The organism is Kitasatospora humi, assembly GCF_020907985.1.
In the GTDB taxonomy this organism is placed as follows: Bacteria; Actinomycetota; Actinomycetes; order Streptomycetales; family Streptomycetaceae; genus Kitasatospora; species Kitasatospora humi.
In genome coordinates this window covers 85,259-109,941 of record NZ_JAJJPA010000010.1, presented here as the reverse complement: position 1 = coordinate 109,941, position 24,683 = coordinate 85,259, and the positions used below count along the sequence as shown (strand labels likewise).

At 72.2% G+C, this 24,683-nt stretch carries 21 protein-coding genes; 12 read left to right on the top strand and 9 right to left on the bottom strand.

The window, feature by feature from the left end; genetic code table 11:
- The first annotated feature begins 82 nt into the window (after positions 1-82).
- From murJ to trxA, 6 genes are all read left to right on the top strand, one after another.
- Positions 83-2,644 carry a murein biosynthesis integral membrane protein MurJ gene (gene murJ / locus LN042_RS13270; RefSeq protein WP_230051367.1) on the top strand — a complete coding sequence of 854 codons (2,562 nt, stop codon included), beginning with the start codon at positions 83-85 and terminating at the stop codon, positions 2,642-2,644.
- A gap of 214 nt (positions 2,645-2,858) precedes the next feature.
- Positions 2,859-5,195: a serine/threonine protein kinase gene (locus LN042_RS13265; RefSeq protein WP_230051366.1), complete on the top strand. Its 2,337-nt coding sequence runs from the start codon at positions 2,859-2,861 to the stop codon at positions 5,193-5,195.
- A gap of 31 nt (positions 5,196-5,226) precedes the next feature.
- Positions 5,227-6,093 carry an RNA polymerase sigma factor SigM gene (gene sigM / locus LN042_RS13260; RefSeq protein ID WP_230051365.1) on the top strand — a complete coding sequence of 289 codons (867 nt, stop codon included), beginning with the start codon at positions 5,227-5,229 and terminating at the stop codon, positions 6,091-6,093.
- Complete coding sequence (locus LN042_RS13255) at positions 6,090-6,959, top strand: anti-sigma factor family protein (protein ID WP_230051364.1); 870 nt, start codon at positions 6,090-6,092, stop codon at positions 6,957-6,959. Before sigM ends, LN042_RS13255 begins: the two co-directional genes overlap by 4 nt.
- A gap of 127 nt (positions 6,960-7,086) precedes the next feature.
- Positions 7,087-8,061 (top strand): thioredoxin-disulfide reductase, encoded by a 975-nt coding sequence (trxB, locus tag LN042_RS13250; RefSeq protein ID WP_230051363.1) that lies wholly within the window; start codon positions 7,087-7,089, stop codon positions 8,059-8,061.
- An 84-nt stretch (positions 8,062-8,145) separates the two neighbouring features.
- On the top strand, positions 8,146-8,472 hold the full coding sequence (gene trxA / locus LN042_RS13245; protein WP_230051362.1) for a thioredoxin: 327 nt from the start codon (positions 8,146-8,148) through the stop codon (positions 8,470-8,472).
- Positions 8,473-8,557: 85 nt separating this feature from the next.
- Here trxA and LN042_RS13240 read toward each other — a convergent pair whose 3' ends face one another.
- From LN042_RS13240 to rpmH, 9 genes are all read right to left on the bottom strand, one after another.
- Positions 8,558-9,172 carry a GNAT family N-acetyltransferase gene (locus tag LN042_RS13240; protein WP_230051361.1) on the bottom strand — a complete coding sequence of 205 codons (615 nt, stop codon included), beginning with the start codon at positions 9,170-9,172 and terminating at the stop codon, positions 8,558-8,560.
- A 166-nt stretch (positions 9,173-9,338) separates the two neighbouring features.
- Positions 9,339-10,418 carry a ParB/RepB/Spo0J family partition protein gene (locus LN042_RS13235; protein ID WP_230051360.1) on the bottom strand — a complete coding sequence of 360 codons (1,080 nt, stop codon included), beginning with the start codon at positions 10,416-10,418 and terminating at the stop codon, positions 9,339-9,341.
- Positions 10,415-11,422, bottom strand: a complete 1,008-nt coding sequence (locus tag LN042_RS13230; protein ID WP_230051359.1) for a ParA family protein — start codon at positions 11,420-11,422, stop codon at positions 10,415-10,417. Before LN042_RS13230 ends, LN042_RS13235 begins: the two co-directional genes overlap by 4 nt.
- Positions 11,423-11,642: 220 nt before the next feature.
- Entirely contained in the window at positions 11,643-12,413 is a 771-nt protein-coding gene (rsmG, locus tag LN042_RS13225) for a 16S rRNA (guanine(527)-N(7))-methyltransferase RsmG (RefSeq protein WP_230051358.1), read from the bottom strand.
- Between the two features lie 140 nt (positions 12,414-12,553).
- Positions 12,554-13,087 (bottom strand): Jag family protein, encoded by a 534-nt coding sequence (locus LN042_RS13220; RefSeq protein WP_230051357.1) that lies wholly within the window; start codon positions 13,085-13,087, stop codon positions 12,554-12,556.
- 83 nt (positions 13,088-13,170) lie between these two features.
- Positions 13,171-14,361 carry a membrane protein insertase YidC gene (yidC, locus tag LN042_RS13215; RefSeq protein ID WP_230051356.1) on the bottom strand — a complete coding sequence of 397 codons (1,191 nt, stop codon included), beginning with the start codon at positions 14,359-14,361 and terminating at the stop codon, positions 13,171-13,173.
- A 3-nt stretch (positions 14,362-14,364) separates the two neighbouring features.
- Positions 14,365-14,685 (bottom strand): membrane protein insertion efficiency factor YidD, encoded by a 321-nt coding sequence (yidD, locus tag LN042_RS13210; protein ID WP_230051355.1) that lies wholly within the window; start codon positions 14,683-14,685, stop codon positions 14,365-14,367.
- Positions 14,682-15,113 carry a ribonuclease P protein component gene (rnpA, locus tag LN042_RS13205; protein WP_230051354.1) on the bottom strand — a complete coding sequence of 144 codons (432 nt, stop codon included), beginning with the start codon at positions 15,111-15,113 and terminating at the stop codon, positions 14,682-14,684. The genes yidD and rnpA overlap by 4 nt, the downstream gene beginning before the upstream one ends.
- A gap of 18 nt (positions 15,114-15,131) precedes the next feature.
- Entirely contained in the window at positions 15,132-15,269 is a 138-nt protein-coding gene (rpmH, locus tag LN042_RS13200) for a 50S ribosomal protein L34 (protein ID WP_230051353.1), read from the bottom strand.
- 375 nt (positions 15,270-15,644) lie between these two features.
- Between rpmH and dnaA the strand changes: the two genes are divergently transcribed.
- The 6 genes from dnaA to gyrB all read left to right on the top strand — a co-directional run bounded on the left by dnaA (position 15,645) and on the right by gyrB (position 24,637).
- Positions 15,645-17,519 carry a chromosomal replication initiator protein DnaA gene (dnaA, locus tag LN042_RS13195; protein ID WP_230051352.1) on the top strand — a complete coding sequence of 625 codons (1,875 nt, stop codon included), beginning with the start codon at positions 15,645-15,647 and terminating at the stop codon, positions 17,517-17,519.
- Between the two features lie 910 nt (positions 17,520-18,429).
- Complete coding sequence (dnaN, locus tag LN042_RS13190) at positions 18,430-19,560, top strand: DNA polymerase III subunit beta (protein ID WP_230051351.1); 1,131 nt, start codon at positions 18,430-18,432, stop codon at positions 19,558-19,560.
- Positions 19,561-19,694: 134 nt separating this feature from the next.
- Positions 19,695-20,570: a phosphogluconate dehydrogenase (NAD(+)-dependent, decarboxylating) gene (gene gnd / locus LN042_RS13185; RefSeq protein WP_230051350.1), complete on the top strand. Its 876-nt coding sequence runs from the start codon at positions 19,695-19,697 to the stop codon at positions 20,568-20,570.
- A gap of 33 nt (positions 20,571-20,603) precedes the next feature.
- Positions 20,604-21,740 carry a DNA replication/repair protein RecF gene (recF, locus tag LN042_RS13180; protein WP_230051349.1) on the top strand — a complete coding sequence of 379 codons (1,137 nt, stop codon included), beginning with the start codon at positions 20,604-20,606 and terminating at the stop codon, positions 21,738-21,740.
- Between the two features lie 74 nt (positions 21,741-21,814).
- Positions 21,815-22,327: a DciA family protein gene (locus LN042_RS13175; RefSeq protein WP_230051348.1), complete on the top strand. Its 513-nt coding sequence runs from the start codon at positions 21,815-21,817 to the stop codon at positions 22,325-22,327.
- Between the two features lie 261 nt (positions 22,328-22,588).
- A complete protein-coding gene (gene gyrB / locus LN042_RS13170) occupies positions 22,589-24,637 on the top strand; it encodes a DNA topoisomerase (ATP-hydrolyzing) subunit B (protein WP_230051347.1) in 2,049 nt (682 codons plus the stop codon).
- Positions 24,638-24,683: the final 46 nt, after the last annotated feature.

Here is a 24,683-nt window from a genome sequence, read left to right as displayed (position 1 = left end):
CGGCTGCGTTGAAAACCGGGTTCGGACCGGCGGTGATGAGACAGTAGGTGCTCAGGCCGGACCCGGACAGCGATGAGGTGGCATGAGCGAGCGCGGCGGCAACGATCGGCTGGCCGAGGAGCCGGACTGGTACCTCGACGAGACCTACGCGAAGGACCCGTTCGCCGCCGACCCGTATGCGACCGCCACCGGGCCGGGCCCGTACGAGCGGTCGACCGAACCCGCGGCAGGGGCGGCGGCCGGGACGGTGACCGAACCGGCGGCAGGAGCGGCCGGGGAAGCCACCGGGAGCGACGCGGTGGCCGCCGCGGCGCCGGTGCGCGAGTCGTCTGCGGTGCCGGCGGGGGAGGGCGGCGAGGCCATCGAGCGGCCCGCTGCGGCACGGGAACCGGCCCGGGGGCCGGACCGGCCGGCCGACGGCCCGGAGCCGACGGCGCCGGTCTCCCGCTGGGCCCGGCTGGCCGCTGCCGCCCGGGCCCGGGTGGCGGCGGCCGAGGCCGCGTCGGACGCCCTGGAGCACGACGACCCGGAGGAGGAGGCGGCGGCACGGTCCGGTGCCCCGGACGACGCCGCCCCGCCGCTCGCCTTCGACGCCGCCCTGCTCGCCCCGGCTGCCGGGGCCAAGGCCCCCGGGGCGAAGACCCCCGGGGCAACGGCCGCCGGGGCGATGGCCCCCGGGGCGATGGCCGAAGCCGACGCCGGTGAGCCGTTCGTCCCGGTGATCGAGTTCGACCCGCCGCTCAGCCCGGCCGAGACCGCGGCCGCGGCCCGCCGGCCGGCCGAGACCCCCGCGCCGACCGCGCCGACCGCACCGACCGCACCCGCCGCGCCTCCCGTGCCGCCGATGCCCCCGCGGCCACCGGCGGCGGCGCCCTCGGCCGCGCCCGACGAGCCGGCCGCCGAACCGCCCGTCGGACGCCCCGGGGACTTCACCGAGGAACTCACCGAGGAACTCACCGAGGAAGACGGGTTCGACCCAACGGCCCACCCGGCGGCTCCGGACCGGGTCGCCACCCTGCGGGGCTCCAGCGCGATCATGGCGGCCGGCACCCTGGCCTCCCGCGCCACCGGCTTCCTGCGCACCATGGTGATCGCGGCCGCGATCGGCGTCGGCACCATGGGCGACTCCTACTCGGCCGCCAACACCCTGCCCACCCTGCTCTACATCCTGATCGGTGGCGGCGCCCTCAACGCGGTCTTCGTGCCCCAGCTGGTGCGCAGCATGAAGCAGGACGAGGACGGGGGCACCGCCTACGCCAACCGCCTGCTCACCCTGGTGATGGCGGGTCTGGCCGGGGTGGTCTTCGTGGCCGTGCTGGCCGCCCCGCTGCTGGTGCAGCTGATCTCGCACTCGCTGATGTCCAGCACGGCCGGCGCCGACACCACGGTCGCCCTGGCCCGCTACTGCCTGCCGACCATCTTCTTCATGGGCGTCCACGTGGTGCTGGGCCAGATCCTCAACGCCCGTGGCCGGTTCGGCGCCATGATGTGGACCCCGGTGCTCAACAACGTGGTGGTGATCTTCACCTTCGCGATGTACCTGTGGGTCTTCGGGGCCTTCCAGAACAGCCGGGTCACCCCCGATTCGGTCAGCCCGGAGGGCCTGCGGCTGCTCGGCGCCGGCACCCTGCTCGGGCTGGCCGTCCAGGCGCTGGCCATGGTGCCGTACCTGCGCTCGGCGGGCTTCCGGTTCCGGCCCCGGTTCGACTGGCGCGGGCACGGGCTGGGCAAGGCCGCGCGGCTGGCCAAGTGGACCTTCTTCTTCGTGCTCGCCAACCAGGCCGGCTACCTGGTGGTCGCTCAGCTGGCCACCGCCGCCGGCAGCCGCGCGGCCGACCACGGCTACCTCGGCGTGGGCCTGGCCGCCTACTCCAACGCGCTGCTGATCTGGCAGCTGCCGATGGCGGTGATCACCGTCTCGGTGATGAGCGCCGTGCTGCCCCGGCTCTCCCGGGCGGCCGCCGACGGCGACGACGGCGCGGTCCGCGACGACCTCTCCCACGGGCTGCGCACCTCGGCGGTGGCGATCGTGCCGGCCGCGTTCCTCTTCCTGGCGCTCGGCCCGCAGATCGGCGGCGCCATCTACGGCCTGGGCAACGGCGGCAGCGCCGCGCACGGCACCACGGCGGTCGGCTACATGCTCTCCGCGTTCGCGCTCGGTCTGATCCCCTACTCGGTGCAGTACGTGCTGCTGCGCGGCTTCTACGCCTACGAGGACACCCGCACGCCGTTCTCCAACACCGTCTGGGTGGCCGTCACCCAGGCCGGCACCGCGCTGCTCTGCTACCTGCTGCTGCCGGCCCAGTGGGCGGTCACCGGGATGGCGCTCGGCTACGGCGCCGCTTACGTGGTCGGCGTCGCGGTGGCGGTGCCCAAGCTGAAGCGGCGGATCGGCGGACTGGACACCCCGCGGATCACCAAGACCTACGTCCGGTTGGTGATCGCCTGCCTGCCGGCCGGTGCGGTCGGTTTCCTGCTCGCGCTGGCGCTCGGTAGCGTGCTCTCCGGATGGCTGGGCAACGTGGTCGCGGTGCTGTTGGCGGGCGCCGCGCAGTCGGCGCTCTTCGTCGTGCTGGCCCGCCGGATGCGGATCGAGGAGCTGAACGCGATGATCGGCATGGTCCGCGGCCGACTCGGCCGCTGACCGCCTCTCAGTTTGTCCACCGACCGACCAGTGTGGGGGCGGACGGAACCGGATGGCCGCATCAGCGGTCGTACTCCGGTGGGAAGAGTGGGCACAATTGTCTTCGAACGACTGGGACCGCGGTCGCCGCGGCCCCGGGTCCTCGCCTGTCCTCCTCCCGAGGCAGCACGGCGAGGGCGCCGTACCGGGCGCTACAAGGGGAGGCTGGACGACGGTGGCTGATCGCACCACGGATCGCACCGAGGCGGCCGTCGACATGTCAACTGCCGAGGCCACCGGTGAGATCACGGCACCGCTGCCGACCGCCGAGGCAGTGGCCGACCTGACCATGCCGCTGCCCGCCGCGGATCCCTCCACCGACCGGACCGTGCCGCTGCCGATCGCGGAGGCCACGGCGGAGCTCACCATGCCGCTGCCCGGCGCCAAGGCGCGGGCCAGGACCGGCACCAGGAGCTCCCTCAGGACGCCGGGCCACCCGGCGGCGGGCCGGAGCCCGGGCAAGGCGCCCGCGAAGGCACCCACCAAGACGGCCGCGGCGGCCGGCACGGCGGCGGGCAAGTCCAGGGCCGCCGGACCGGGCGGCGCGGCGTCCAAGCCACCGGTGCGCCCGCAGAACCGCACCGCCGCCGAACGGGCCGCGGAGCGGTCGGTGGAACGGGCCGTCGAGGCCACCGGTGAGATCACCGCACCGCTCTCGGCCACCGAGATCGCCGCCGAGCTCGCCCAGCCCGCGGGCCCCAAGACCGCCGGGACGGCCCCCAGCGCCGCTTCTGAGCCCGCCGCGGCTCCCGGGCCCGCCGCACCCGCGGCCGTGCCGCCCAGGAGCACCGACGAGCCGTCAGCGCCCGGGAAGCCGTCGGCGTCCGGGGCGCCGTCGGCCGCGCCGGGCACCCCGCCGGCGACGGACGACGCGCTGCCCGAGCAGTTGCCGGCGCCGGTGCGGCAGAGCGGCGACCGGATCGCCGGGCGGTACCGGCTGGAGGAGTGCATCACCCAGTCGGCGGCCTTCAGCAGTTGGCGCGCCGTCGACGAGATGCTGCGCCGCGCGGTCGGCGTGCACCTGATCGCCGCGGGCAGCCGCCGGGCCGACGCGGTGCTGGCCGCCGCCCGCTCGGCCGCCCTGCTCGGTGACCCGCGCTTCGTCCAGGTGCTCGACGCGGTCCGGGAGGGCGAACTGGTCTACGTGATCCGGGAGTGGCTCCCGGACGCCACCGACCTCGCCACCATGCTGGCCGCCGGCCCGCTGGCGCCGCACGAGGCCTACCAGATGGCCCGCCAGGTCACCGACGCGATCGCCGCCGCCCACCGCGGCGGTCGCTCGCACCTGCGGCTCACCCCGCGCGCCGTGCTGCGCACCGACACCGGCCAGTACCGGATCAACGGCGTGGCGGTGGACGCCGCCCTGCGCGGCCTGTCCGCACCCGAGGACCGGGCGGCCGCCGAGCTGGCCGACACCAGGGCCATCGGCACCCTGCTCTACGCGGCCCTCACCCACCGCTGGCCGCAGCCCGAGGACCGCTACCAGCTGCGCGGCCTGCCCGACGGCGTGCCCGCGCCCGAGGTGCTGCGCCCCGACGCACCGCCCACTCTCTGCGCCCTGGCCGCCCGGATCCTCTGCACCCCCGGCACCGGCCCGCAGGCTCCGATCACCACCCCGGCCGCCCTGGCCAAGGCGATCGCCGCGCTGCCCAAGATCCACCAGCCGGAGGGCGGACCGAACAGCGGCGACCGCTCCGCGCACCGCTACCCGCCCGGCCAGACCGTCGGCCGGACGCCGGCCGCACCCGCCGGCGCGCCCCGCACCCGGCAGCCGCGCCCCGCCCCCGGTGGCCCGGTCCGGCCCGCCCCGGTCCGACCCGCCCCGATGCGACCGGCGCCGGACGCCGTCCCCGGCCACCCGGCACCGCGCCCGGTCGCCCGGCGGGGCAAGCGGGTGCTCACCTGGGCCGTCTCGGCGGTGGTGCTGGCGGCGATCGGCTACGGCTCCTGGCAGTTGGCCGGCACCCTCGGCGCGACCGGCACCAGCAGCGGCCCCACCACGCTCGGCAGCACGGTGAGCAGCCAGCCGCCCAGCAACGGACCCACCAGCGCCGCCCCACCGGTCGGCCCGCTGACGATCAGTGACGTCACCTCGTTCAACCCGTACGGCGGCACCCCGACGCACCCCAACCAGCTGGCGCTGAGTCACGACGGCAACCCCCAAACCGCCTGGACGACCGAGGGTTACCACGACGACCTGCCCACCATCGGCCACGGCAACGGACTGCTGGTCGACCTGGGCGCCGTCAAGTCGGTCAGCTCGGTCGAGGTGCAGTTCCTCGGCGGCGCCACCGGCGTCTCGCTGCAGGTGCCGAAGGACACCTCGGGCACCACGGCGCCCACCCGCTACGAGGACTTCGCGGCACCCCTGGCGAAGGCCACCGACAGCGACGCGAAGTTCCCGCTCTCCACCCCGGTCCGCACCCGCTACCTCTTGATCTGGCTCACCAGCCTCCCCAAGGATGGGGACAGTTACCGCGGCCAGGTGGCCGAGATCAAGGTGACCGGCTGAACGGCCGGACCGGCCCGGAAAGGTAGGGCGGATGGCAGGACCGGCGCGACCCGAGCGCGAGGAGATCGACCTCCCGCCGTCCGCCGAGCTCGGTGACGCCGAGCTGCTGGCCCGCCACCTCGCGGGGGACCAGGCGGCGTTCGGCGTACTGGTGGCGCGGCACCGGGACCGGCTGTGGGCCATCGCGCTGCGCACCCTGGGGGACCGCGAGGAGGCCGCCGACGCGCTGCAGGACGCCCTGGTGTCCGCACTCCGCGCGGCACACACCTTCCAGGGCCGAGCCGCCGTCACCACCTGGCTGCACCGCATCGTGGTCAACGCGTGCCTGGACCGGGCCCGCCGCGCAGCCGCCCGCCGCACCAAATCGCTGGACGCCCTGGAGGCCCCGGACGACCGACCGCCGCTGGACTCGCTGGTGCCGGCGGCCGAGGCCACCGAGACCCTGGTGCTCCGTCACGAGCTGCGCCGCGAACTGGGGGCGGCGCTGGCGGAGCTGCCGGCCGAGCAGCGGGCCGCACTGGTCCTGGTCGACATGCAGGGCTATCCGGTCGCGGAGGCCGCCGAGCTGCTGGGGGTGCCGGTCGGCACCGTCAAGAGCCGCTGCGCCCGGGGTCGGGCCAAGCTGCTGCCGCTGGTGCGCCACCTGCGCGGCGGCGCCGAGGACGGTGTTTCACGTGAAACACCGTCGGCGCGCGGCGGCCCGCCGACCGTTCCGGATGGAACGTCGTCGGCGGTTCCCCGTGAAACGTCGCCGACCGTTCCACGGGGAACGACGCCGGCGGTTTCACGTGAAACGTCGCCACCGGGGAACCCGATGCCCCGCCGCTCCGTCCCATCCGCGAGCCCGGCCGTCCCCGCCCAAGAGTCGACGCTGAGAGGAGATGCGACGAACCGATGACGAACCAGACGCCCGAACCGGTCGCCGACGCCTCCCACCCCGACATCGAAACCCTGGCGGACCTGTCGGAGGACCTGCTCGCGCCGGCCGAGGCCGCGGCGCTGCGCGGCCATCTCGCCGACTGCCCGGAATGCGCGGACACCCTGGCCGCCCTGACCGAGGTCGCCGCGCTGCTGGCGGCCGACCGGGTGGAGCCGATGCCCGCCGACGTCGCCCTGCGGATCGACGCCGCGCTGACCGCCGCTCAGCCGCCGAGCGCGCCGAGCGCGCCCAACGGGCCGAGCACCCCGAGCACCCCGAGCCCCGCCGGCGCCCGGCGACCGGCGGCCGCGGCGGGCCCCGGCAGCGCCGGGCCGCCCACCCGGAACGAGCGCAGCAGCCGGCCGGGCGGGGCCCGCTCCCGGCGCCGTCGACTGGTGCTGGCCGTGGTCGGCTGCCTGGCCGCGCTCGGCCTGGGCGCCACCGGGCTGGTGCTGAGCCGGGGCGGCTCGGCGCCGGCCGCCGTCAGCGCCGGCACCCCCGGCACCGAACAGCACCCGCTCGCCGCCGCCGGCCCGGAGTTCACCGCCGCCGACCTGTCCGAGCAGATCGACCGCCTGCTGCCGTCCGGCCCCGGCGGCCAGCCGCACGCCAGCGCCCAGCAGAGCGGCGGCGGGCTGCCCGACTGCGTCCAGCGGGCCGTCACCGGTCACCAGGGCGAGACCCCGCTGCTGATCACCCACGGCAGCTACCAGGGCGCCCCGGTGGAGGCCTACGTCTTCCGGCTCGCCGGCGCCCCCGGCCGGCTGGACGTCTTCCTGCTCACCCCCGGCTGCACCACCGACCCGGCCACCGTCCGACTGGAGCAGCAGATCCCGGCACGCTGACCGGGGCCGCCTGGTGCGCCGGGCGCTGGGAATGCGGGAGACTGGTCAGTCGTTGACCAGGGGCGGCGGAGACGACCGCCGTCCCTCCCCCCGCTGGTGCGGGTCGCGATGCCAACCAGGAGATGCAGTGAGCGACGTCCGTAATGTGATCATCATCGGTTCCGGCCCCGCCGGGTACACGGCAGCGCTCTACACCGCCCGGGCGTCCCTCAAGCCCCTCGTCTTCGAGGGCGCGGTGACGGCCGGCGGTGCCCTGATGAACACCACCGAGGTGGAGAACTTCCCGGGCTTCCGGGACGGCATCATGGGCCCCGAGCTGATGGACAACATGCGGGCCCAGGCCGAGCGGTTCGGCGCCGAGCTGGTGCCGGACGACATCGTGGCGGTCGACCTCACCGGTGACGTCAAGACCGTGACCGACTCCGAAGGCACCGTGCACCGGGCCAAGGCGGTCATCGTCACCACCGGCTCCCAGCACCGCAAGCTCGGCCTGCCCCGCGAGGACGCGCTCTCCGGTCGCGGCGTCTCCTGGTGCGCCACCTGCGACGGCTTCTTCTTCAAGGACCAGGACATCGCCGTGGTCGGCGGCGGCGACACTGCCCTGGAGGAGGCCACCTTCCTCTCCCGGTTCGCCAAGAGCGTCACCGTGGTCCACCGCCGCAACGAGCTGCGCGCCTCCAAGGCGATGCAGGAGCGCGCCTTCGCCGACCCGAAGATCACCTTCGCCTGGGACAGCGCGGTCGAGGCGATCCACGGCGACCCCAAGCTCACCGGCCTGACCCTGCGCGACACCACCACCGGAGAGCTGCGCGAACTGCCGGTCACCGGCCTGTTCATCGCGATCGGCCACGACCCGCGCACCGAGCTCTTCAAGGGCCAGCTGGAGCTGGACGCCGAGGGCTACCTCAAGGTCGACGCCCCCTCGACCCGCACCAACCTGACCGGTGTCTTCGCCGCGGGCGACGTGGTGGACCACACCTACCGCCAGGCGATCACCGCCGCCGGCACCGGCTGTGCCGCCGCGCTGGACGCCGAGCGGTACCTTGCTCACCTGGCGCACGCCGCCGAGCAGGAGAAGGCCGCGGCCGCCGTCGCCGTCTGACCCTCACCGGGCGGGTGCTGAAACAGATCGGCGCCCGCTGTTGTTGCCCCCACAGAACACCCCGAACAGACCCTAGGAGATCCCGTGGCCGGCTCCACCATCAACGTGACCGACGCGACCTTCGACGCCGATGTCCTCCAGAGCGAGAAGCCCGTTCTGGTGGACTTCTGGGCGACTTGGTGCGGCCCGTGCCGCCAGGTGGCCCCGGTCCTGGAGGCCATCGCCGAGGAGCACGGCGACAAGCTGACCGTCGCCAAGGTCGACGTGGACAACAACCCGGCCACCGCCGCCAAGTACGGCGTGGTCTCCATCCCGACCCTGAACGTCTACGTCAAGGGCGAGCTGGTCAAGAGCATCGTCGGCGCCAAGCCGAAGGCCGCGCTGCTGCGCGACCTGGAGGGCCTCATCTGATCCCGCGCGACTGCGCGGCGAAGGGGCGGCCGTCGGGTCCGCCCCTTCGCCGTTCACCGGACCATCCGTCAGGCCGGACCGACCGTCAGAACGGACGCAACGCGGGCTCCTTGGGCGCGGCCCCACCGAGCAACCGCTCCAGCGCGGCAGGGCGGCGCCAGGAGAGCGTCGTCCTGGACTCCAGCCGCAGCCGCGGGTAGCGGTGGTGCGGCCGCACCGTCTTGAAGCCCACCGCCAGCAGATGGTCGGCCGGCAGCAGACAGCTGGGCCGGTCCTTGCCGACCACCCCGATCGCCTCGATCGCCCTGATGTCGCGCCGGACCAGGTCCTTGGCCACCGTCTGCACCAGTGCCCGGCCGAGCCCCTGCCCCTGGAACGGCGGCAGCACCCGGCTGATCATCAGCTGAACGGCGTCCGGCGAGACCGGACTGGTCGGAAAGGACTGCGAGCCCGGCACATAGGCCGGCGGGGCGTACAGCGCGAAGCCGGCCGGCCGCTGGTCCACGTAGGCGATCCGCCCGCAGGACCCCCACTCCAGCAGCACGGCGGAGATCCACCCCTCCTTCTCGGCCTCCGCCTTGCCCGCTTCCACCGCCTCGCGCCCCCGCACCGGATCGAGCTCCCAGAAGACGCAGGAGCGGCAGGGTCCGGGTAGGTCCGCCAGATTGTCCAATGTCAACGGGACGATCCTGCGACCCATGCAGCACACCTCCTCGTTCGGTTCCTCCCCCTGGCGGCCCCGTCCCACACGGTTCGGGCAGTCGACCCGATCGGGCCGCCAGCACCTACAACGCCTGTGGGTGCATGTTTCACGTGAAACATGCACCCACAGTTGGCCCCACGTGCGAAACCGCCGCCGGCCGTGCTCAGCTCCCCGCGAGCCGCAGCCCGTCCTCCCCCGGAGCCAGGCTGTCCAGGATCCGGTTGAGGTCCTCCACCGAGGCGAACTCCAGCACCACCTTGCCCTTGCCCAGCTTCCCGTTGCGCTGCGACACCTCGACCTTGACCCGGGTGTCGAACCGGTCCGAGAGCCGGCCCGCCAGATCGTTGAAGGCCGGCGACAGCAGCTTGCCCGCCTTGGGGCCGGCGGCGCGCTTGGCCTTCTGCGGCTCCTCGTCCTTCATCAGCGCGACGATCTCCTCGACGGTCCGCACCGAGAGACCCTCCGCGATGATCCGGGTGGCCAGCGCATCCTGCCGCTCGGTGTCCGGAACGCCCAGCAGCGCCCGGGCGTGGCCTGCCGTGAGCACACCGGCCGCCACCCGGCTCTGCACCGCCCCGGGGAGCCGCAGCAGCCGCAGGGTGTTGGAGACATGCTCCCGGGAGCGGCCGATCCGGTCGGCCAGCGCGATCTGGGTGCAGCCGAAGTCCTTCAGCAGCTGGTCGTAGGCGGCCGCCTCCTCCAGCGGGTTCAGCTCCGCCCGGTGCAGGTTCTCCAGCAGCGCGTCCAGCAGCAGCTTGTCGTCCTCGGTGGCCCGCACGATCGCCGGGATCCGCTCCAGGCCGGCCTCCCGAGAGGCCCGCCAGCGCCGCTCACCCATGATCAGCTCATAGCGGTCCAGTCCGACCTGACGGACCACCACCGGCTGCAGCAGACCCACCTCCTTGATGGAGGTGACCAGCTCCTCGAGCTTCTGCTCGTCGAAGACCTCACGCGGCTGCCGCGGGTTGGGGGTGATCGCGTCCAGCGGCAGCTCCGCGAACCGCGCACCGGCCACCGGCGCCAGCTCGGTCAACGCCTGCTCGGCCGCCTTCTCCGCCACCGTGCCCCGCCCGGGCGGCAGCAGCGGCACCGCGGTCGGCGAGACCGCACCGGCCCCGGACGCCGAGCCCACCGACCGGCCTGCCGCCGGACCCGCGGGCGCGGCTGCCGCACCCGCGGGCGCCGGTGACGCCGCCGGGATCAGCGCGCCCAGCCCCTTGCCCAGACCCCTGCGCCCACTCACCGATTACCCTCCATCGTGCTCTGCTCCGTCATCGGCACCGCCTGCGCCCCGATCGTGTGCCGTCCCACCGCGCCGAGCGCCTCGGCCGCCGCCTGCTCCACCGCCGTCGGGGCTCCCGTCTCCGGCGCCACCGCACGCAGCGCCAGCTCCCGCGCCGCCTCCAGGTAGGAGAGCGCCCCGGTGGACCCCGGGTCATAGGTGAGCACCGTCTGGCCGTAGCTGGGCGCCTCGGAGATCCGCACCGAGCGGGGGATCGCGGTCCGCAGCACCTCGGTGGCGAAGTGGTTGCGCACCTCCTCCGCCACCTGTGCGGCCAGCCTGGTCCGGGCGTCGTACATGGTGAGCAGGATGGTGGAGACGTGCAGCGCCGGGTTGAGGTGCGCCCGCACCAGGTCCACGTTGCGCAGCAACTGCCCCAGGCCCTCCAGTGCGTAGTACTCGCACTGGATCGGGATCATCACTTCCTGACCCGCCACCAGGGCATTGACCGTCAGCAGGCCCAGCGAGGGCGGACAGTCGATCAGGATGTAGTCCAGCGGCTGCTCATAGGCCGCAATGGCCCGGGCCAGCCGGCTCTCCCGGGCCACCAGCGACACCAGCTCGATCTCCGCGCCCGCCAGGTCGATGGTGGCGGGCACGCAGAAGAGCCCCTCCACCTCCAGGACCGGCTGCACCACATCGGCCAGCGGCTTGCCCTCCACCAGAACGTCGTAGATCGACGGCACCTCCGCATGGTGGTCGATGCCCAGGGCGGTCGAGGCATTGCCCTGCGGGTCCAGGTCGATCACCAGCACCCTGAGCCCGTGCATCGCCAGCGCCGCGGCCATGTTGACGGTACTGGTGGTCTTCCCCACCCCGCCCTTCTGGTTGGCCACCACGATCACCCGGGTCGCCGGCGGCCGCGGCAGGCCCTCGCCCGCCCGCCCCAGCGCCTGCACTGCGGCCTGCGCCGCCCGCGCGATGGGGGTGTCATCGATCTGATCGATGGTCTCCGACTCCTGCATGGGGGTCAGTGTTTCACGTGAAACCGGAGCGGCGACAGTCGCCGCCCGGCCGCGCCCGAGGATGCCGAAGAGCAGAGAACGACGTTTCACGTGAAACACCATGCCCGCTATGTCGGAATTCTGACGATGCGACACTCCGGGAGCGGCAAGCGCAAGACTCCTGGACCACAAAGAGCCCCCGATCGCACCACGGCGACCAGGGGCTCTCTCCATACGGTGGTCAGCGCCGGCGGCGCCCACCACCACGCGGCTCGGCCGGCCGACCGCTCGCCCGCCCGGCCCGCGCCGCCTTGGCACGGCGCGTCGCCGCCTTAACGCCCCCCGGGCTCTCCCCGGCCTTCACCTGGACCACCCGGGTCGAGGCACCGAGCACCTGCTCCCCGACCGGCAGCACCGCCCACTCCACCGCGCCCAGCTTGACCAACGCCGACCGGGACTCCGCCAGCTCCTGCTCGGCGGTGTCCCCCTTGAGCGCCAGCATCTGACCGTACGGCCGCAGCAGCGGCATGCCCCAGCCGGCCAGTCGGTCCAGCGGTGCCACCGCCCGCGCCGTGACGATCTCCACCGAGATCTTGCCGACCATCTCCTCGGCCCGCCCGCGCAGCACCGTGACGTTCGCCAGGCCGAGCTCGCGCACCACCTCCTCCAGGAAGGTGGTCCGGCGCAGCAGCGGCTCCAGCAGCGTCACCGAAAGGTCCGGCCGGGCCAGCGCCACCGGGATCCCCGGCAGCCCGGCACCCGACCCCACGTCGCACAGCGACGCCCCGGCCGGCAGCAGCTCGGCCAGCACCGCGCAGTTGAGCACATGGCGGTCCCAGAGTCGCGGCACCTCCCGAGGACCGATCAGCCCGCGCTGCACCCCCGCCGAAGCCAGCAGCTCCGTGTAGCGCCGCGCCGCCGGAAAGTTCTCACCGAAGATCTCCCGCGCCGTCGGCGGGGCCTCGGGCAGGCCCTGGGCACCGCCCTCGCCCGCCGCACTCTCCGTCGCCATCTCAGTCTCTCCGCTCACTGCCCCTGCCGTTTCACGTGAAACAATCCCACGCCATTCTCCGGGCCGCCGCACGCGCTACGTACGAAGACCCCGCCCGCACCGACGTGCGAGCGGGGTCCCTGGCCGGTCGCCCGGAGCGATCAGCTCGCCAGCACCACGACGCAGCGCTGCGGCTCCTCGCCCTCCGACTCGCTGCGCAGCCCGGCCGCCGCCACCGCGTCGTGCACCACCTTGCGCTCGAACGGCGTCATCGGCCGCAGCTTCACCGGCTCGCCGGTCTGCTTGGCCTGCTCCGCCGCCTTCGCTCCGAGCTCCGCCAGCTCGGCCCGCTTGCGGGCCCGGAAGCCCGCGATGTCCAGCATCAGGCGGCTGCGCTCGCCGGTCTCCCGGTGCACGGCCAACCGGGTCAGCTCCTGGAGCGCCTCCAGCACCTCGCCCTCCTGGCCCACCAGCCGCTGCAGGGTGCGGTCGTTGCCCTCGCTCACGATGGAGACCAGGGCCCGGTCGCCCTCGACGTCCATGTCGATGTCGCCGTCCAGGTCGGCGATGTCCAGCAGGCCTTCGAGGTAGTCGGCCGCGATCTCACCCTCCTGCTCCAGGCGAGCGACCAGGGTGTCCGCGTCGGCCGCGGCGTCCGAGCCGTTGGGGGCAGCGGAGGTGGTGCCTTCCGTCACGGGAGGGGCTCCTTAGTGGATACGGGCCCGGCGAGCGGGCCGGGAACGACGTTCGGATGCGAGGGTGGGCCGACCGGTGCGGCTCAGGACTTCTTCTTGGGCCGCTGACCGCCCTGCTGCGGACCGCGCTTGGCCCCACCGCTCTGCTTGGCGGCCGGGCGCTTGCCGCCGCCGCCCTGCGTCCGGCCGGCGCCCTGGCCACTGGGCACCGCGTCCTCGACCGGCGCGGCCGGCTCCTGGGACTCCTTGGCCGCCGCCGGCTTGGCCGCCGCCGACTCGTGCTTGGCGGCGGCGGTGCCGCCGTGGTGCTGGCGCTGCGCCTTGGTCTGCTTGCGCGGCTGCTGGCGGCGCACCTGCACCGACTCCTGCACCAGCGCGGCGGCCTCCTGCGGAGCCGGGCCGGCAGCCTTGCCGCCGCCGAACAGCTTGCCGAGCGGGCCGCTGCCCTTGATCACGGTGCCGTCCGGGTTCAGCCGGCCGGCCGCCTTCAGGCGGGCCTGCCGCTCGTCCCAGGCCTTGGAGCCCGGCGTCGGGTTGTTGCGGATGACGACCAGCTGCTGGGCCATCGACCAGACGTTGGTGGTGAGCCAGTAGACCAGCACACCGACCGGGAAGTTGATGCCCATCACGGCGAACATCACCGGGAAGACGTACATCAGCATCTTCTGCTGCTGCATGAACGGCGTCTTGACCGAGAGGTCCACGTTCTTGGTCATCAGCTGGCGCTGGGTGATGAACTGCGACAGCGACATCAGCACGATCATCACCGCGGTGACGATCTTCACGCTGAGCTCGGGGCTGCTCACGAAGGTCGCGGACAGCGGGGCGCCGAAGATGTGCGCCTGCTTCGCGCTGTCCAGCAGGGAGCCGTTGATGACACCGATCTGCTGGTGGTGCGCGACGTGGCTCAGCACCCCGTAGAGGGCGGTGAAGAACGGCATCTGCACCAGGATCGGAAGGCAGCTCGAGAAGGGGTTGGTACCCGCCTCCTTGTAGAGCTTCATCATTTCTTCCGACTGGCGCTGCCGGTCGTTCTTGTAGCGCTCCTGGATGGCCTTCATCTTCGGCTGGATCGCCTGCATGGCCCGGGTCGACTTGATCTGCTTCACGAAGAGCGGGATCAGGGCGATCCGGATCACGACCACCATCGAGGCGATCGACAGGCCCCAGGCCCAGCCGCCGTTGGGGTCGAAGATGTGGCTGTACAGCGAGTGGAACTGGACGATGATCCAGGAGACCGCTGTGTAGAGGGGGTTCAGGAAGGACCAGGTCACCGGTCAGACTCCTTGAGCATTGGGCTTGGTCGTCGGCTCCGGGAGCGCGGCGCTACCGGTCGTCCTGGGGCGCACCAGTTCTCGTAGTCGCTGGTGCCAGACGGGACGCTTGCGCGGCGGTACGTGGTCCACTCCACCCGGGGACCATGGGTTGCAGCGCAGAATGCGCCATGCGGTGAGCACACTGCCCTTCACCGCCCCGTGCACCCGCACGGCTTCGTAGCCGTAGTGCGAGCACGAGGGGTAGTAGCGGCAGACCTGACCGAGCAGCGGACTGATCGTCCACTGATAGACCCTGATCAGCCCCATCAGCAGGTACTTCATCGCCCTGATCCTGTCGGCCCTGATCCTGTCGCTGTGGCCGGATCCGTCCGGAGCAACCGCTTCAGCGCGGCATCCAGGTCGTGTGCAAGATCCGTGTAGGACGCCGACCCCGCCGGAGGTAGCGCCCGTACCACTATCAGGCTACCTGCGGGCAGACCACCCAGACGCTCTCGTACGAGGTGACGAAGACGACGCTTCACCAGGTTCCGCACGACCGCGGAGCCGACCGCCTTGCTCACGACGAAACCCGCACGCACCGAGGGAAGCCCCTCGGCGGCGTGCGGGTGGGAGTCGCTGTACCCGTCCCCCGCCGGTCCGTCCTCTCGTCTGAGATGGACCACCAGCAGGGGCCGACCGGCCCGGCGGCCGCGTTTCACCGCGGTCGAGAAGTCCTGGCGCCGCCGCAGCCGATTCTCGGAGGGCAGCACTGCAGACTCTGCCGCGGATCAGGCGGACAGGCTGGCGCGGCCCTTGGAACGGCGGGCCGCCAGGATGGCACGGCCGGCGCGGGTACGCATCCGCAGCCGGAAGCCGTGGGTCTTGGCGCGACGACGGTTGTTCGGCTGGAAGGTGCGCTTGCTCACTCGGGGGCTCCTGGGGTGAATCGTAGGGTGACGAACTGCGGCATGGCCGTCACCGTGCGTCCGCGCGATCTCCCCTCACTTCTGGGAAATCCGGCCCGAATCCCCAGGTCCGCTGGGTTTCGGACAATCCACGGCGCCCGTGCTGCGCGCCTTCTGGAAGCGGGTTTGACCCGCGGGCATGCGGCAGCGGCCATCGACAACTCGACCTCGTTACGGTACGCGGCGGGACGCCCGAGGGTCAAACCGGACCCCGGTCGAGCACTAACCCACAGCCTGTGGACAACAACTTGAATCAGCTCTGCCCGCTGACTACCGTTGCAGGACTTGTCTGGTTTTGTTCATCCCCCCGATGGGGGAACGAGAAAGCGTGCACCAGTGGCTGATGTCAACAGCGACCTCGTCCCCGCCTGGGCGGAGGTCGTCGAGCGGCTGGTCAACGACACCTCGGTGGGTGACAAGGACAAGGTCTGGGTGCAGCGCACCCAGCCGATGTGGATGATGCACGACACCGCCCTGCTGGCCGCCCCCAACGAGTGGGCGAAGCAGGTGTTGGAGGGCCGGCTGCTGCCGCAGCTGACCGAGGAGCTCAGCCGGCTGTTCGGCCGCCCGGTGCGGATCGCCGTGATGGTCGACGCCAACGCCGCCCCGCCCACGCCGGCCCCCGCGCCGCCGCGCCCCGCCGAGCCCGAGCCGGGCTACCGCGAGCCGCAGCCGTACCAGGACTACTCCTACGAGGAGCGCCGCTCTCCCGGCTACCCCCAGCAGCAGCCCTACGGCGACTACCCGCCGTACCAGGAGCAGCCCTACGGCGGGCCGGCCTACCAGCAGCCCACCGGGTACCAGGAGCAGCAGCCGTACCAGTACCGCGACTGGGAGGCCGAGAACGCCCAGGCCGGCGGCCAGCCCGGCGGCCCCGCCCAGGGCGACCTGTTCGGCGGCGCCTACGACTCCACCGAGCCGCAGGGCCGGGGCGGTCGCGGCACCGGCCGCTCGCTGCCGCCGGTCCGCCGCGACCTACCGCCGGCCTCGCTGCGCCAGCCCCCCGGCCGCCCCGGCGAGGAGCCGACCGCCGCCGGCGGCGGCGAGCGCCCCGAACCCGAGCGTCCCGAGCCCGCCGACCGGCCGGGCTCCGCCGGACTGCCCGAGCGGGCCGGCGAGCGTGGCGTGCCCGCACCCCCCGGCGGTTCTTCCGGCGAGCTCGGGCGCAAGGACGAGCCGGCCGCCCGGCTGAACCCCAAGTACCTCTTCGACACCTTCGTGATCGGCGCCAGCAACCGGTTCGCGCACGCGGCCGCGGTGGCGGTCGCCGAGGCCCCGGCCAAGGCCTACAACCCGCTGTTCATCTACGGCGAGTCCGGCCTCGGCAAGACCCACCTGCTGCACGCCATCGGGCACTACTCGCGCAGCCTCTTCCCCGGCACCCGGGTGCGGTACGTGAGCTCGGAGGAGTTCACCAACGAGTTCATCAACTCCATCCGGGACGGCAAGGCGGACGCCTTCCGCAAGCGCTACCGGGACATGGACATCCTGCTGGTCGACGACATCCAGTTCCTCGCGCAGAAGGAGTCGACCCAGGAGGAGTTCTTCCACACCTTCAACACGCTGCACAACGCCAACAAGCAGATCGTGCTCTCCTCGGACCGGCCGCCCAAGCTGCTGACCACCCTGGAGGACCGGCTGCGCAACCGGTTCGAGTGGGGCCTGATCACCGACGTGACCCCGCCGGAGCTGGAGACCCGGATCGCGATCCTGCGCAAGAAGGCGATCCAGGAGCGGCTCAACGCCCCTGCGGACGTGCTGGAGTTCATCGCCTCCCGGATCACCCGCAACATCCGCGAGCTGGAGGGCGCGCTGATCCGGGTGACCGCGTTCGCCAACCTGAACCGCTCGCCGGTCGACCTGGAGCTGGCCGGGATCGTCCTCAAGGACCTGATCCCGGGCGGCGACGAGGACGCCGGGCCGGAGATCACCGCCCAGGTGATCATGCAGCAGACGGCGGCCTACTTCGGGCTCACCGTCGAGGACCTGTGCGGCTCCTCGCGCAGCCGGGTGCTGGCGACGGCCCGTCAGATCGCCATGTACCTCTGCCGGGAGCTCACCGACCTGTCGCTGCCGAAGATCGGCGCCCAGTTCGGCGGCCGCGACCACACCACCGTGATGCACGCGGACCGCAAGATCCGCTCGCTGATGGCCGAGCGCCGCTCGCTCTACAACCAGGTCACCGAACTCACCAACCGCATCAAGAGCTAGCGACTCCGCCACCCGGTCCCCAGGGCCGGTGGACGACCGTTTCCGGCCGTCCACCGGCCCTTTCGGTGTCCGGCGCCGTTTCGTCCCCGGGGTCGGGTGTAGCCGCCCGCAGCCCGGGGAAGGGATCGAGCTGACGCCCCACCAAGCTCCGGGCCGCTTCGCACAACTGAGCAGCAATTCGAACACTGCGGTCCCGTCGAGCCGTTCTCCACAGACGCGGGAGTTTTCCCCGGTCCACAGGGTGGGGAGCGCGGAGTTATCCAGAATTCCTCCACAGGGGACCCGCCGCTACGCTCTTCGCCGCAGGTCAGCTGCCTGTGGACTTGTGCACAACAGTTATCCACAGGCTGTGGACACTTGGCTGCCCGTCAGACCGCCGGAAAGTTGTCCACCGTCAATCCACAGGACCAGGGCGGTTGTCCCCAGCTTCTCCACAGCGATGTCCACTGTTCGACAGCCGTCAGGCCCGCTTCATCGACCTGTGTGAAAGCCGTCACGCGATGTTGACCCGGCCGCCGTGGATAACCCGGGGGAAAGCTGGGGAAGGAGCTGGGGAAAACCTGTGGATACCCAGAGTGCCCTGTGAGTAACACTCCGCCGTCCACAGCGGCGACTGGTTATCCACCGGCGCCCTCCACAGCCACTGTGGACAAAAAAGCGGCGATGACCTGGGAAAACGGGGTTATCCACGGTATCCACAGGCCCTACTACTACCGCTGAACCTAGAGAGCCCCCGAATCGCGAAACAGCGGGGTGGGCCGAAATCTGTGGACAAGCCGCCAGGACGCGTGTTCGCCCGACTTGCGCCGGTCGGCATCGACTGTCCGCGGAGTACGTCAGACTGTCTTCGGCAACAACAGAGCAAGACCAAGATCAGCAAGCGACAGCAGGATCCAGGAGGCGGTTACCGGTGAAGTTCCGGGTGGAGCGTGACGTCCTCGCGGAGGCAGTGGCCTGGGCCGCCCGCAGCCTCCCGGCACGGCCGCCGGTGCCGGTGCTGGCCGGCCTGCTGCTGACCGCGCAGGACGGCACCCTGGCGCTGTCCGGCTTCGACTACGAGGTCTCGGCCCGGGTGGAGCTGGAGGCCGACGTCGAGGAGTCCGGCACCGTGCTGGTCTCCGGCCGGCTGCTCAACGACATCTCCCGCAACCTGCCCAACCGCCCGGTGGAGATCTCCACCGACGGCATGCGGGTCAGCGTGGTCTGCGGCAGCTCGCGCTTCACCCTGCCGACCCTGCCGGTCGAGGAGTACCCGGCGCTGCCCCAGATGCCCACCGCGACCGGCACGGTCTCCGGCGACGTGTTCGCCACCGCCGTCAGCCAGGCCGCCGTGGCCGCCGGGCGCGACGACACCCTGCCGGTGCTCACCGGTGTCCGGGTCGAGATCGAGGGCGACCGGATCACCCTGGCCGCCACCGACCGCTACCGGTTCGCCGTCCGCGAGCTGATGTGGAAGCCCGAGCAGCCGGACATCTCCGCGGTCGCCCTGGTGCCGGCCCGCACGCTGCAGGACATCGCCAAGTCCCTGGGCAGCGGTGACAGCGTCTCGATCGCGCTCTCCTCGGGCGGTGCCGGCGAGGGCCTGATCGGCTTCGAGGGGGCCGGCCGCCGCACCACCACCCGGCTGCTGGAGGGCGAGTTCCCCAAGTTCCGCAGCCTCTTCCCGACCGAGTTCAGCGCGGTCGCCGCGGTGCAGACCCAGCCGTTCCTGGAGGCCCTCAAGCGGGTCTCGCTGGTCGCCGAGCGCAACACCCCGGTGCGCCTCAACTTCGAGCAGGGCGTGCTGACCCTGGAGGCCGGCTCGGGCGACGACGCCCAGGCCACCGAGCGGATCGACGCCGACCTGGAGGGCGACGACATCTCGATCGCCTTCAACCCGGGCTACCTGGAGGAGGGCCTCAAGGCGGTCGACGCGGCCTACGCCCAGCTGTCCTTCACCACCTCCACCAAGCCGGCCCTGCTGTCCGGCAAGCCCGCGGTGGACGCGGAGGCCGACGAGGCCTACCAGTACCTGATCATGCCGGTCCGGCTGTCCGGCTGATCCACAGCCGTTCGATGTGACGAAGCGCCGGTGTCCACATTCGGCCCGAACTCCTGGGGACACCGGCGCGGCGTAGGCTCTGAGGCGCGGCAACGGCGCCGCCGGATTGCACGAACTTCAGGTAAGGACAAGTCATGGAGCTCGGCCTCATCGGTCTCGGCAAGATGGGCGGCAACATGCGCGAGCGCATCCGCCGCGCCGGCCACACCGTCATCGGCTACGACCGCAACCCCGACCTCGCCGACGTCGCGAGCCTCCAGGAGCTCGTCACCAAGCTGCAGGGCCCGCGCGTGGTCTGGGTGATGGTGCCGGCCGGTGCACCGACCCAGCAGACCATCGAGGAGCTGGCCCGGCTGCTCTCGCCGGGCGACATCGTGGTGGACGGCGGCAACTCGCGCTGGACCGACGACGAGAAGCACGCCGCGCTGCTGGCCGAGAAGGGCATCGGCTTCGTCGACTGCGGCGTCTCCGGCGGTGTCTGGGGCCTGCAGAACGGCTACGCACTGATGTACGGCGGCGAGGCCGAGCACATCGCCCGGGTGCAGCCGGTCTTCGACGCGCTCAAGCCCGAGGGCGAGTACGGCGCGGTGCACGCCGGCAAGGCGGGCGCCGGCCACTTCGCCAAGATGGTCCACAACGGCATCGAGTACGCCATGATGCAGGCCTACGCCGAGGGCTGGGAGCTGCTGGAGGCCGTGGACAGCGTGACCGACGTCCGGGAGATCTTCCGCTCCTGGAAGGAGGGCACGGTGATCCGCTCCTGGCTGCTCGACCTGGCGGTGGACGCCCTGGACAAGGACGAGCACCTGGACAAGCTGCGGGGCTACGCGGCCGACTCCGGCGAGGGCCGCTGGACGGTCGAGGCCGCGATCGACCACGCCGTGCCGCTGCCGGCGATCACCGCCTCGCTGTTCGCCCGGTTCGCCTCCCGTCAGGACGACTCCCCGCAGATGAAGATGATCGCCGCGCTGCGCAACGAGTTCGGCGGCCACGCGGTCGAGTCCAAGTAACGAAGCACCAGAAGGCGGGCGCAGTACCTCCCCATGCATGTCGCGCACCTGTCGCTCGCCGATTTCCGGTCCTACGCCCGGGCCGAGGTACCCCTCGACCCGGGCGTGACCGCGTTCGTGGGGCCCAACGGCCAGGGCAAGACCAATCTGGTGGAGGCGATCGGCTACCTGGCGACGCTGGGCAGCCACCGGGTGGCCACCGACGCCCCGCTGGTCCGCCAGGGCGCCGAGCGGGCGGTGGTGCGCGGCTCGGTCGAGGACCGCGGCCGGACCACCCTGATCGAACTGGAGATCACCCCGGGCAAGGCCAACCGGGCCCGGATCAACCGCTCCGACAACGTCCGTCCGCGCGACGTGCTGGGCCTGCTGCGCACTGTGCTGTTCGCCCCCGAGGACCTGGCGCTGGTCAAGGGCGACCCGGGGGAGCGGCGGCGGTTCCTGGACGAGCTGCTGACTTCCCGGGCGCCCCGGCTGGCCGGCGTGCGCGCCGACTACGAGCGGGTGCTCAAGCAGCGCAACGCGCTGCTGAAGACCGCCGCGATGGCCCGCCGGGCCGGCGGCGGCAAGGGCGCCGACCTGTCCACGCTGGAGGTCTGGGACGGCCATCTGGCCCGGGCGGGGGCGGAGCTGACGGCCTTCCGGCTGCAGCTGGTCGCGGCCCTGCAGCCGCTGGTGGCGCAGGCCTACGAGCGGCTGGCGCCGGGCGGCGGCCCGACCGCCCTGGAGTACCGGGCCTCGGCCTTCGAGGGCGCCCTGCCGGGCAGCCGGGAGGAGGCGGAGCAGCGGCTGCTGGAGGCGCTGCGGGCGGTGCGCAGGCAGGAGACCGAGCGCGGGCTGACCCTGGTCGGACCGCACCGGGACGAGCTGGGCCTGCTGCTCGGCACCCTGCCCGCCAAGGGCTACGCCAGCCACGGCGAGTCCTGGTCGTTCGCGCTGGCGCTGCGGCTGGCCTCCTACGAGCTGCTGCGGGCGGACGGCGGCGAGCCGGTGCTGATCCTGGACGACGTCTTCGCCGAGCTGGACGCCAGGCGGCGCGACCAGCTGGCCGAGCTGGTGGCCGGCGGCGAGCAGGTGCTGGTCACCGCGGCGGTGCCGGAGGACGTGCCCAAGGCGCTGGCCGGCGCGCGGTACGCGGTGGCGGACGGCGAGGTCAGCCGGATCCACCCCTGACGGATCCGACGGCGGGGGGCGCGAAGCCGTACTCTGGTCTGTCCACAGCCTGGGGAAGAAGGAGCGCACCGCCGATGAGCGACGAACCGCAGCTCTCCGGCGTCGACCTGGCCCGGGTCGCGCTGCGGGCGGCCAAGGAGCAGGCCCGGCAGCGCGGCGAGCAGGTGCGCGAGAAGCGCGAGGCGAAGCGGCACGGGCTGCGCAGCGGGGCCCGGGCGGACGGCCGGGACCCGGTGCCGCTGGGGGCCGCGCTCAATCGTTTGATCACGGAGCGTGGCTGGGAGGCGCCGGCCGCGGTGGCCGGGGTGATGGGCCGCTGGCCGCAGATCGTCGGCCCGGACATCGCCGCGCACTGCGCCCCGGAGCACTTCGACGAGGCCGAGGCGGTGCTGACGGTGCGTTGTGACTCCACCGCGTGGGCCACTCAGTTGCGTTTGCTGGCAAGGCAGTTGGTGGCGCGGCTCAACCACGAGCTGGGGCACGGCACGGTCCGGGTGATCCGGGTGTTCGGGCCGTCGGTGCCGCAGCGGCGGTACGGCCGGCTGCGCGCGCCGGGCAGCACGGGTCCGCGCGACACCTGGGGCTGAGTCGTCGGGCGCGGTGACGCAGGAGCGCCTCTTGACGGAGCGCACACCTCCGGAACCGCTGGCGGCCTGCGTGAAGCCGCTCAGCCCCCCGGGCGAGTATCGGGACATGTGCGGAGGGGATTCGGGGCGGCAAATCCGCCTTCAAGGCCTGCCAAACGCCCATCTATGTCAGTCGTACCGGTAGACTGAACCGCAAACACTGCAACTTGCGGTAACTGAGTCGAAACGACGTGGTCGCACCCTCGCCCGAACCGGGCGGGGATGCGGCCCGCGCTGTGCCAGAGAGGGCGCTTCGTGGCCGATTCCGGCGAGTCCAGCCAGTCCCCCGTCCCCACCGACCCGGCGACCACCCCTGCCGAAAAGGGGTCGTCGTACGACGCCAGCGCGATCCAGGTGCTGGAGGGCCTCGACGCGGTCCGCAAGCGCCCCGGCATGTACATCGGTTCGACCGGTGAGCGCGGTCTCCACCACCTGGTCCAGGAGGTCGTGGACAACGCCGTCGACGAGGCCATGGCCGGCCACGCCGACACCATCGACGTGACCATCCTGGCCGACGGCGGCATCCGGGTCGTCGACAACGGCCGCGGCATCCCGGTCGGCCTGGTGCCCGGCCAGGACAAGCCGGCCGTCGAGGTGGTGCTCACCGTGCTGCACGCCGGCGGCAAGTTCGGCGGCGGCGGCTACGCGGTCTCCGGCGGTCTGCACGGTGTCGGCGTCTCGGTCGTCAACGCGCTCTCCACCCGCCTCGCGGTGGAGATCCACACCGACGGCCACCGCTGGACCCAGGACTACAAGATGGGCGCCCCGACCGCGCCGCTGGCCAAGCACGAGGCCACCGACCGGACCGGCACCAGCGTCACCTTCTGGGCCGACGGCGACATCTTCGAGACCACCGTCTACTCGTTCGAGACCCTGTCGCGCCGGTTCAAGGAGATGGCCTTCCTCAACAAGGGCCTGACCATCCGGCTGACCGACGAGCGCCCGGAGCACACCGACGACGAGGGCAACCCGCTCTCGGTGACCTACCACTACGAGGGCGGCATCGCCGACTTCGTGAAGGACCTCAACTCCCGCAAGGGCGAGGTCGTGCACCCCTCGGTGATCGACTTCGAGGCGGAGGACAAGGACAAGACGATCTCGGTGGAGATCGCCATGCAGTGGAACGCCTCCTACACCGAGGGCGTCTACTCCTTCGTCAACACCATCCACACGCACGGCGGCGGCACCCACGAGGAGGGCTTCCGGGCGGCGCTGACCGGCCTGGTCAACCGCTACGCGCGGGAGAAGAAGCTGCTCCGCGAGAAGGACGAGAACCTCTCCGGCGAGGACATCCGCGAGGGCCTGACCGCGGTCATCTCGGTCAAGCTCGGCGAGCCGCAGTTCGAGGGCCAGACCAAGGACAAGCTGGGCAACACCGAGGCCAAGACCTTCGTCCAGAAGGTGGTGCACGAGCACCTCAACGACTGGCTGGACCGCAACCCGAACGAGGCCGCGGACATCATCCGCAAGTCCATCACCGCGGCCACCGCGCGGATGGCGGCCCGCAAGGCGCGCGACCTGACCCGCCGCAAGGGCCTGCTGGAGAGCGCCTCGCTGCCGGGCAAGCTGAGCGACTGCCAGTCCAAGGACCCGGGCGAGTGCGAGATCTTCATCGTCGAGGGTGACTCCGCCGGCGGCTCGGCCAAGCAGGGCCGCGACCCGCGCACCCAGGCCATCCTGCCGATCCGCGGCAAGATCCTGAACGTCGAGAAGGCGCGGATCGACAAGGTGCTGCAGAACACCGAGGTCCAGGCGCTGATCTCGGCCTTCGGCTGCGGCATCCAGGAGGACTACGACGAGTCCAAGCTGCGCTACCACAAGATCGTGCTGATGGCCGACGCCGACGTCGACGGGCAGCACATCCGCACCCTGCTGCTGACCCTGCTGTTCCGCTTCATGCGCCCGCTGGTCGAGGCCGGCTACGTCTACCTGGCGATGCCGCCGCTGTACAAGATCAAGTGGGGCAAGGACGACTTCGAGTACGCCTACTCCGACCGCGAGCGCGACGCCCTGATCGAGGCCGGCGTGTCGGCCGGGCGCCGGCTGCCCAAGGACGACGCGATCCAGCGCTTCAAGGGTCTGGGCGAGATGAACGCCGAGGAGCTGCGGGTCACCACCATGGACCCGGCCCACCGGCTGCTGCTCCAGGTGACCCTGGAGGACGCGGCCCGCGCCGACGACCTGTTCTCGGTGCTGATGGGCGAGGACGTCGAGGCCCGTCGCTCCTTCATCCAGCGCAACGCCAAGGACGTCCGCTTCTTGGATGTGTAGGTGCCTGGACGTGTGATCGACCGTCCGTCTCCGCCCGTCCAGTCAC

Bases quoted from the DNA above. Each gene is read 5' to 3' on its own strand.
- murJ (WP_230051367.1), top strand. From the start codon at position 83: ATGAGCGAGCGCGGCGGCAACGATCGGCTGGCCGAGGAGCCGGACTGG.
- sigM (WP_230051365.1), top strand. From the start codon at position 5,227: ATGGCAGGACCGGCGCGACCCGAGCGCGAGGAGATCGACCTCCCGCCG.
- LN042_RS13255 (WP_230051364.1), top strand. From the start codon at position 6,090: ATGACGAACCAGACGCCCGAACCGGTCGCCGACGCCTCCCACCCCGAC.
- LN042_RS13240 (WP_230051361.1), bottom strand. From the start codon at position 9,172: ATGGGTCGCAGGATCGTCCCGTTGACATTGGACAATCTGGCGGACCTA.
- LN042_RS13230 (WP_230051359.1), bottom strand. From the start codon at position 11,422: ATGCAGGAGTCGGAGACCATCGATCAGATCGATGACACCCCCATCGCG.
- rsmG (WP_230051358.1), bottom strand. From the start codon at position 12,413: ATGGCGACGGAGAGTGCGGCGGGCGAGGGCGGTGCCCAGGGCCTGCCC.
- yidD (WP_230051355.1), bottom strand. From the start codon at position 14,685: ATGAAGTACCTGCTGATGGGGCTGATCAGGGTCTATCAGTGGACGATC.
- gnd (WP_230051350.1), top strand. From the start codon at position 19,695: ATGGAGCTCGGCCTCATCGGTCTCGGCAAGATGGGCGGCAACATGCGC.
- recF (WP_230051349.1), top strand. From the start codon at position 20,604: ATGCATGTCGCGCACCTGTCGCTCGCCGATTTCCGGTCCTACGCCCGG.
- LN042_RS13175 (WP_230051348.1), top strand. From the start codon at position 21,815: ATGAGCGACGAACCGCAGCTCTCCGGCGTCGACCTGGCCCGGGTCGCG.
- gyrB (WP_230051347.1), top strand. From the start codon at position 22,589: ATGCGGCCCGCGCTGTGCCAGAGAGGGCGCTTCGTGGCCGATTCCGGC.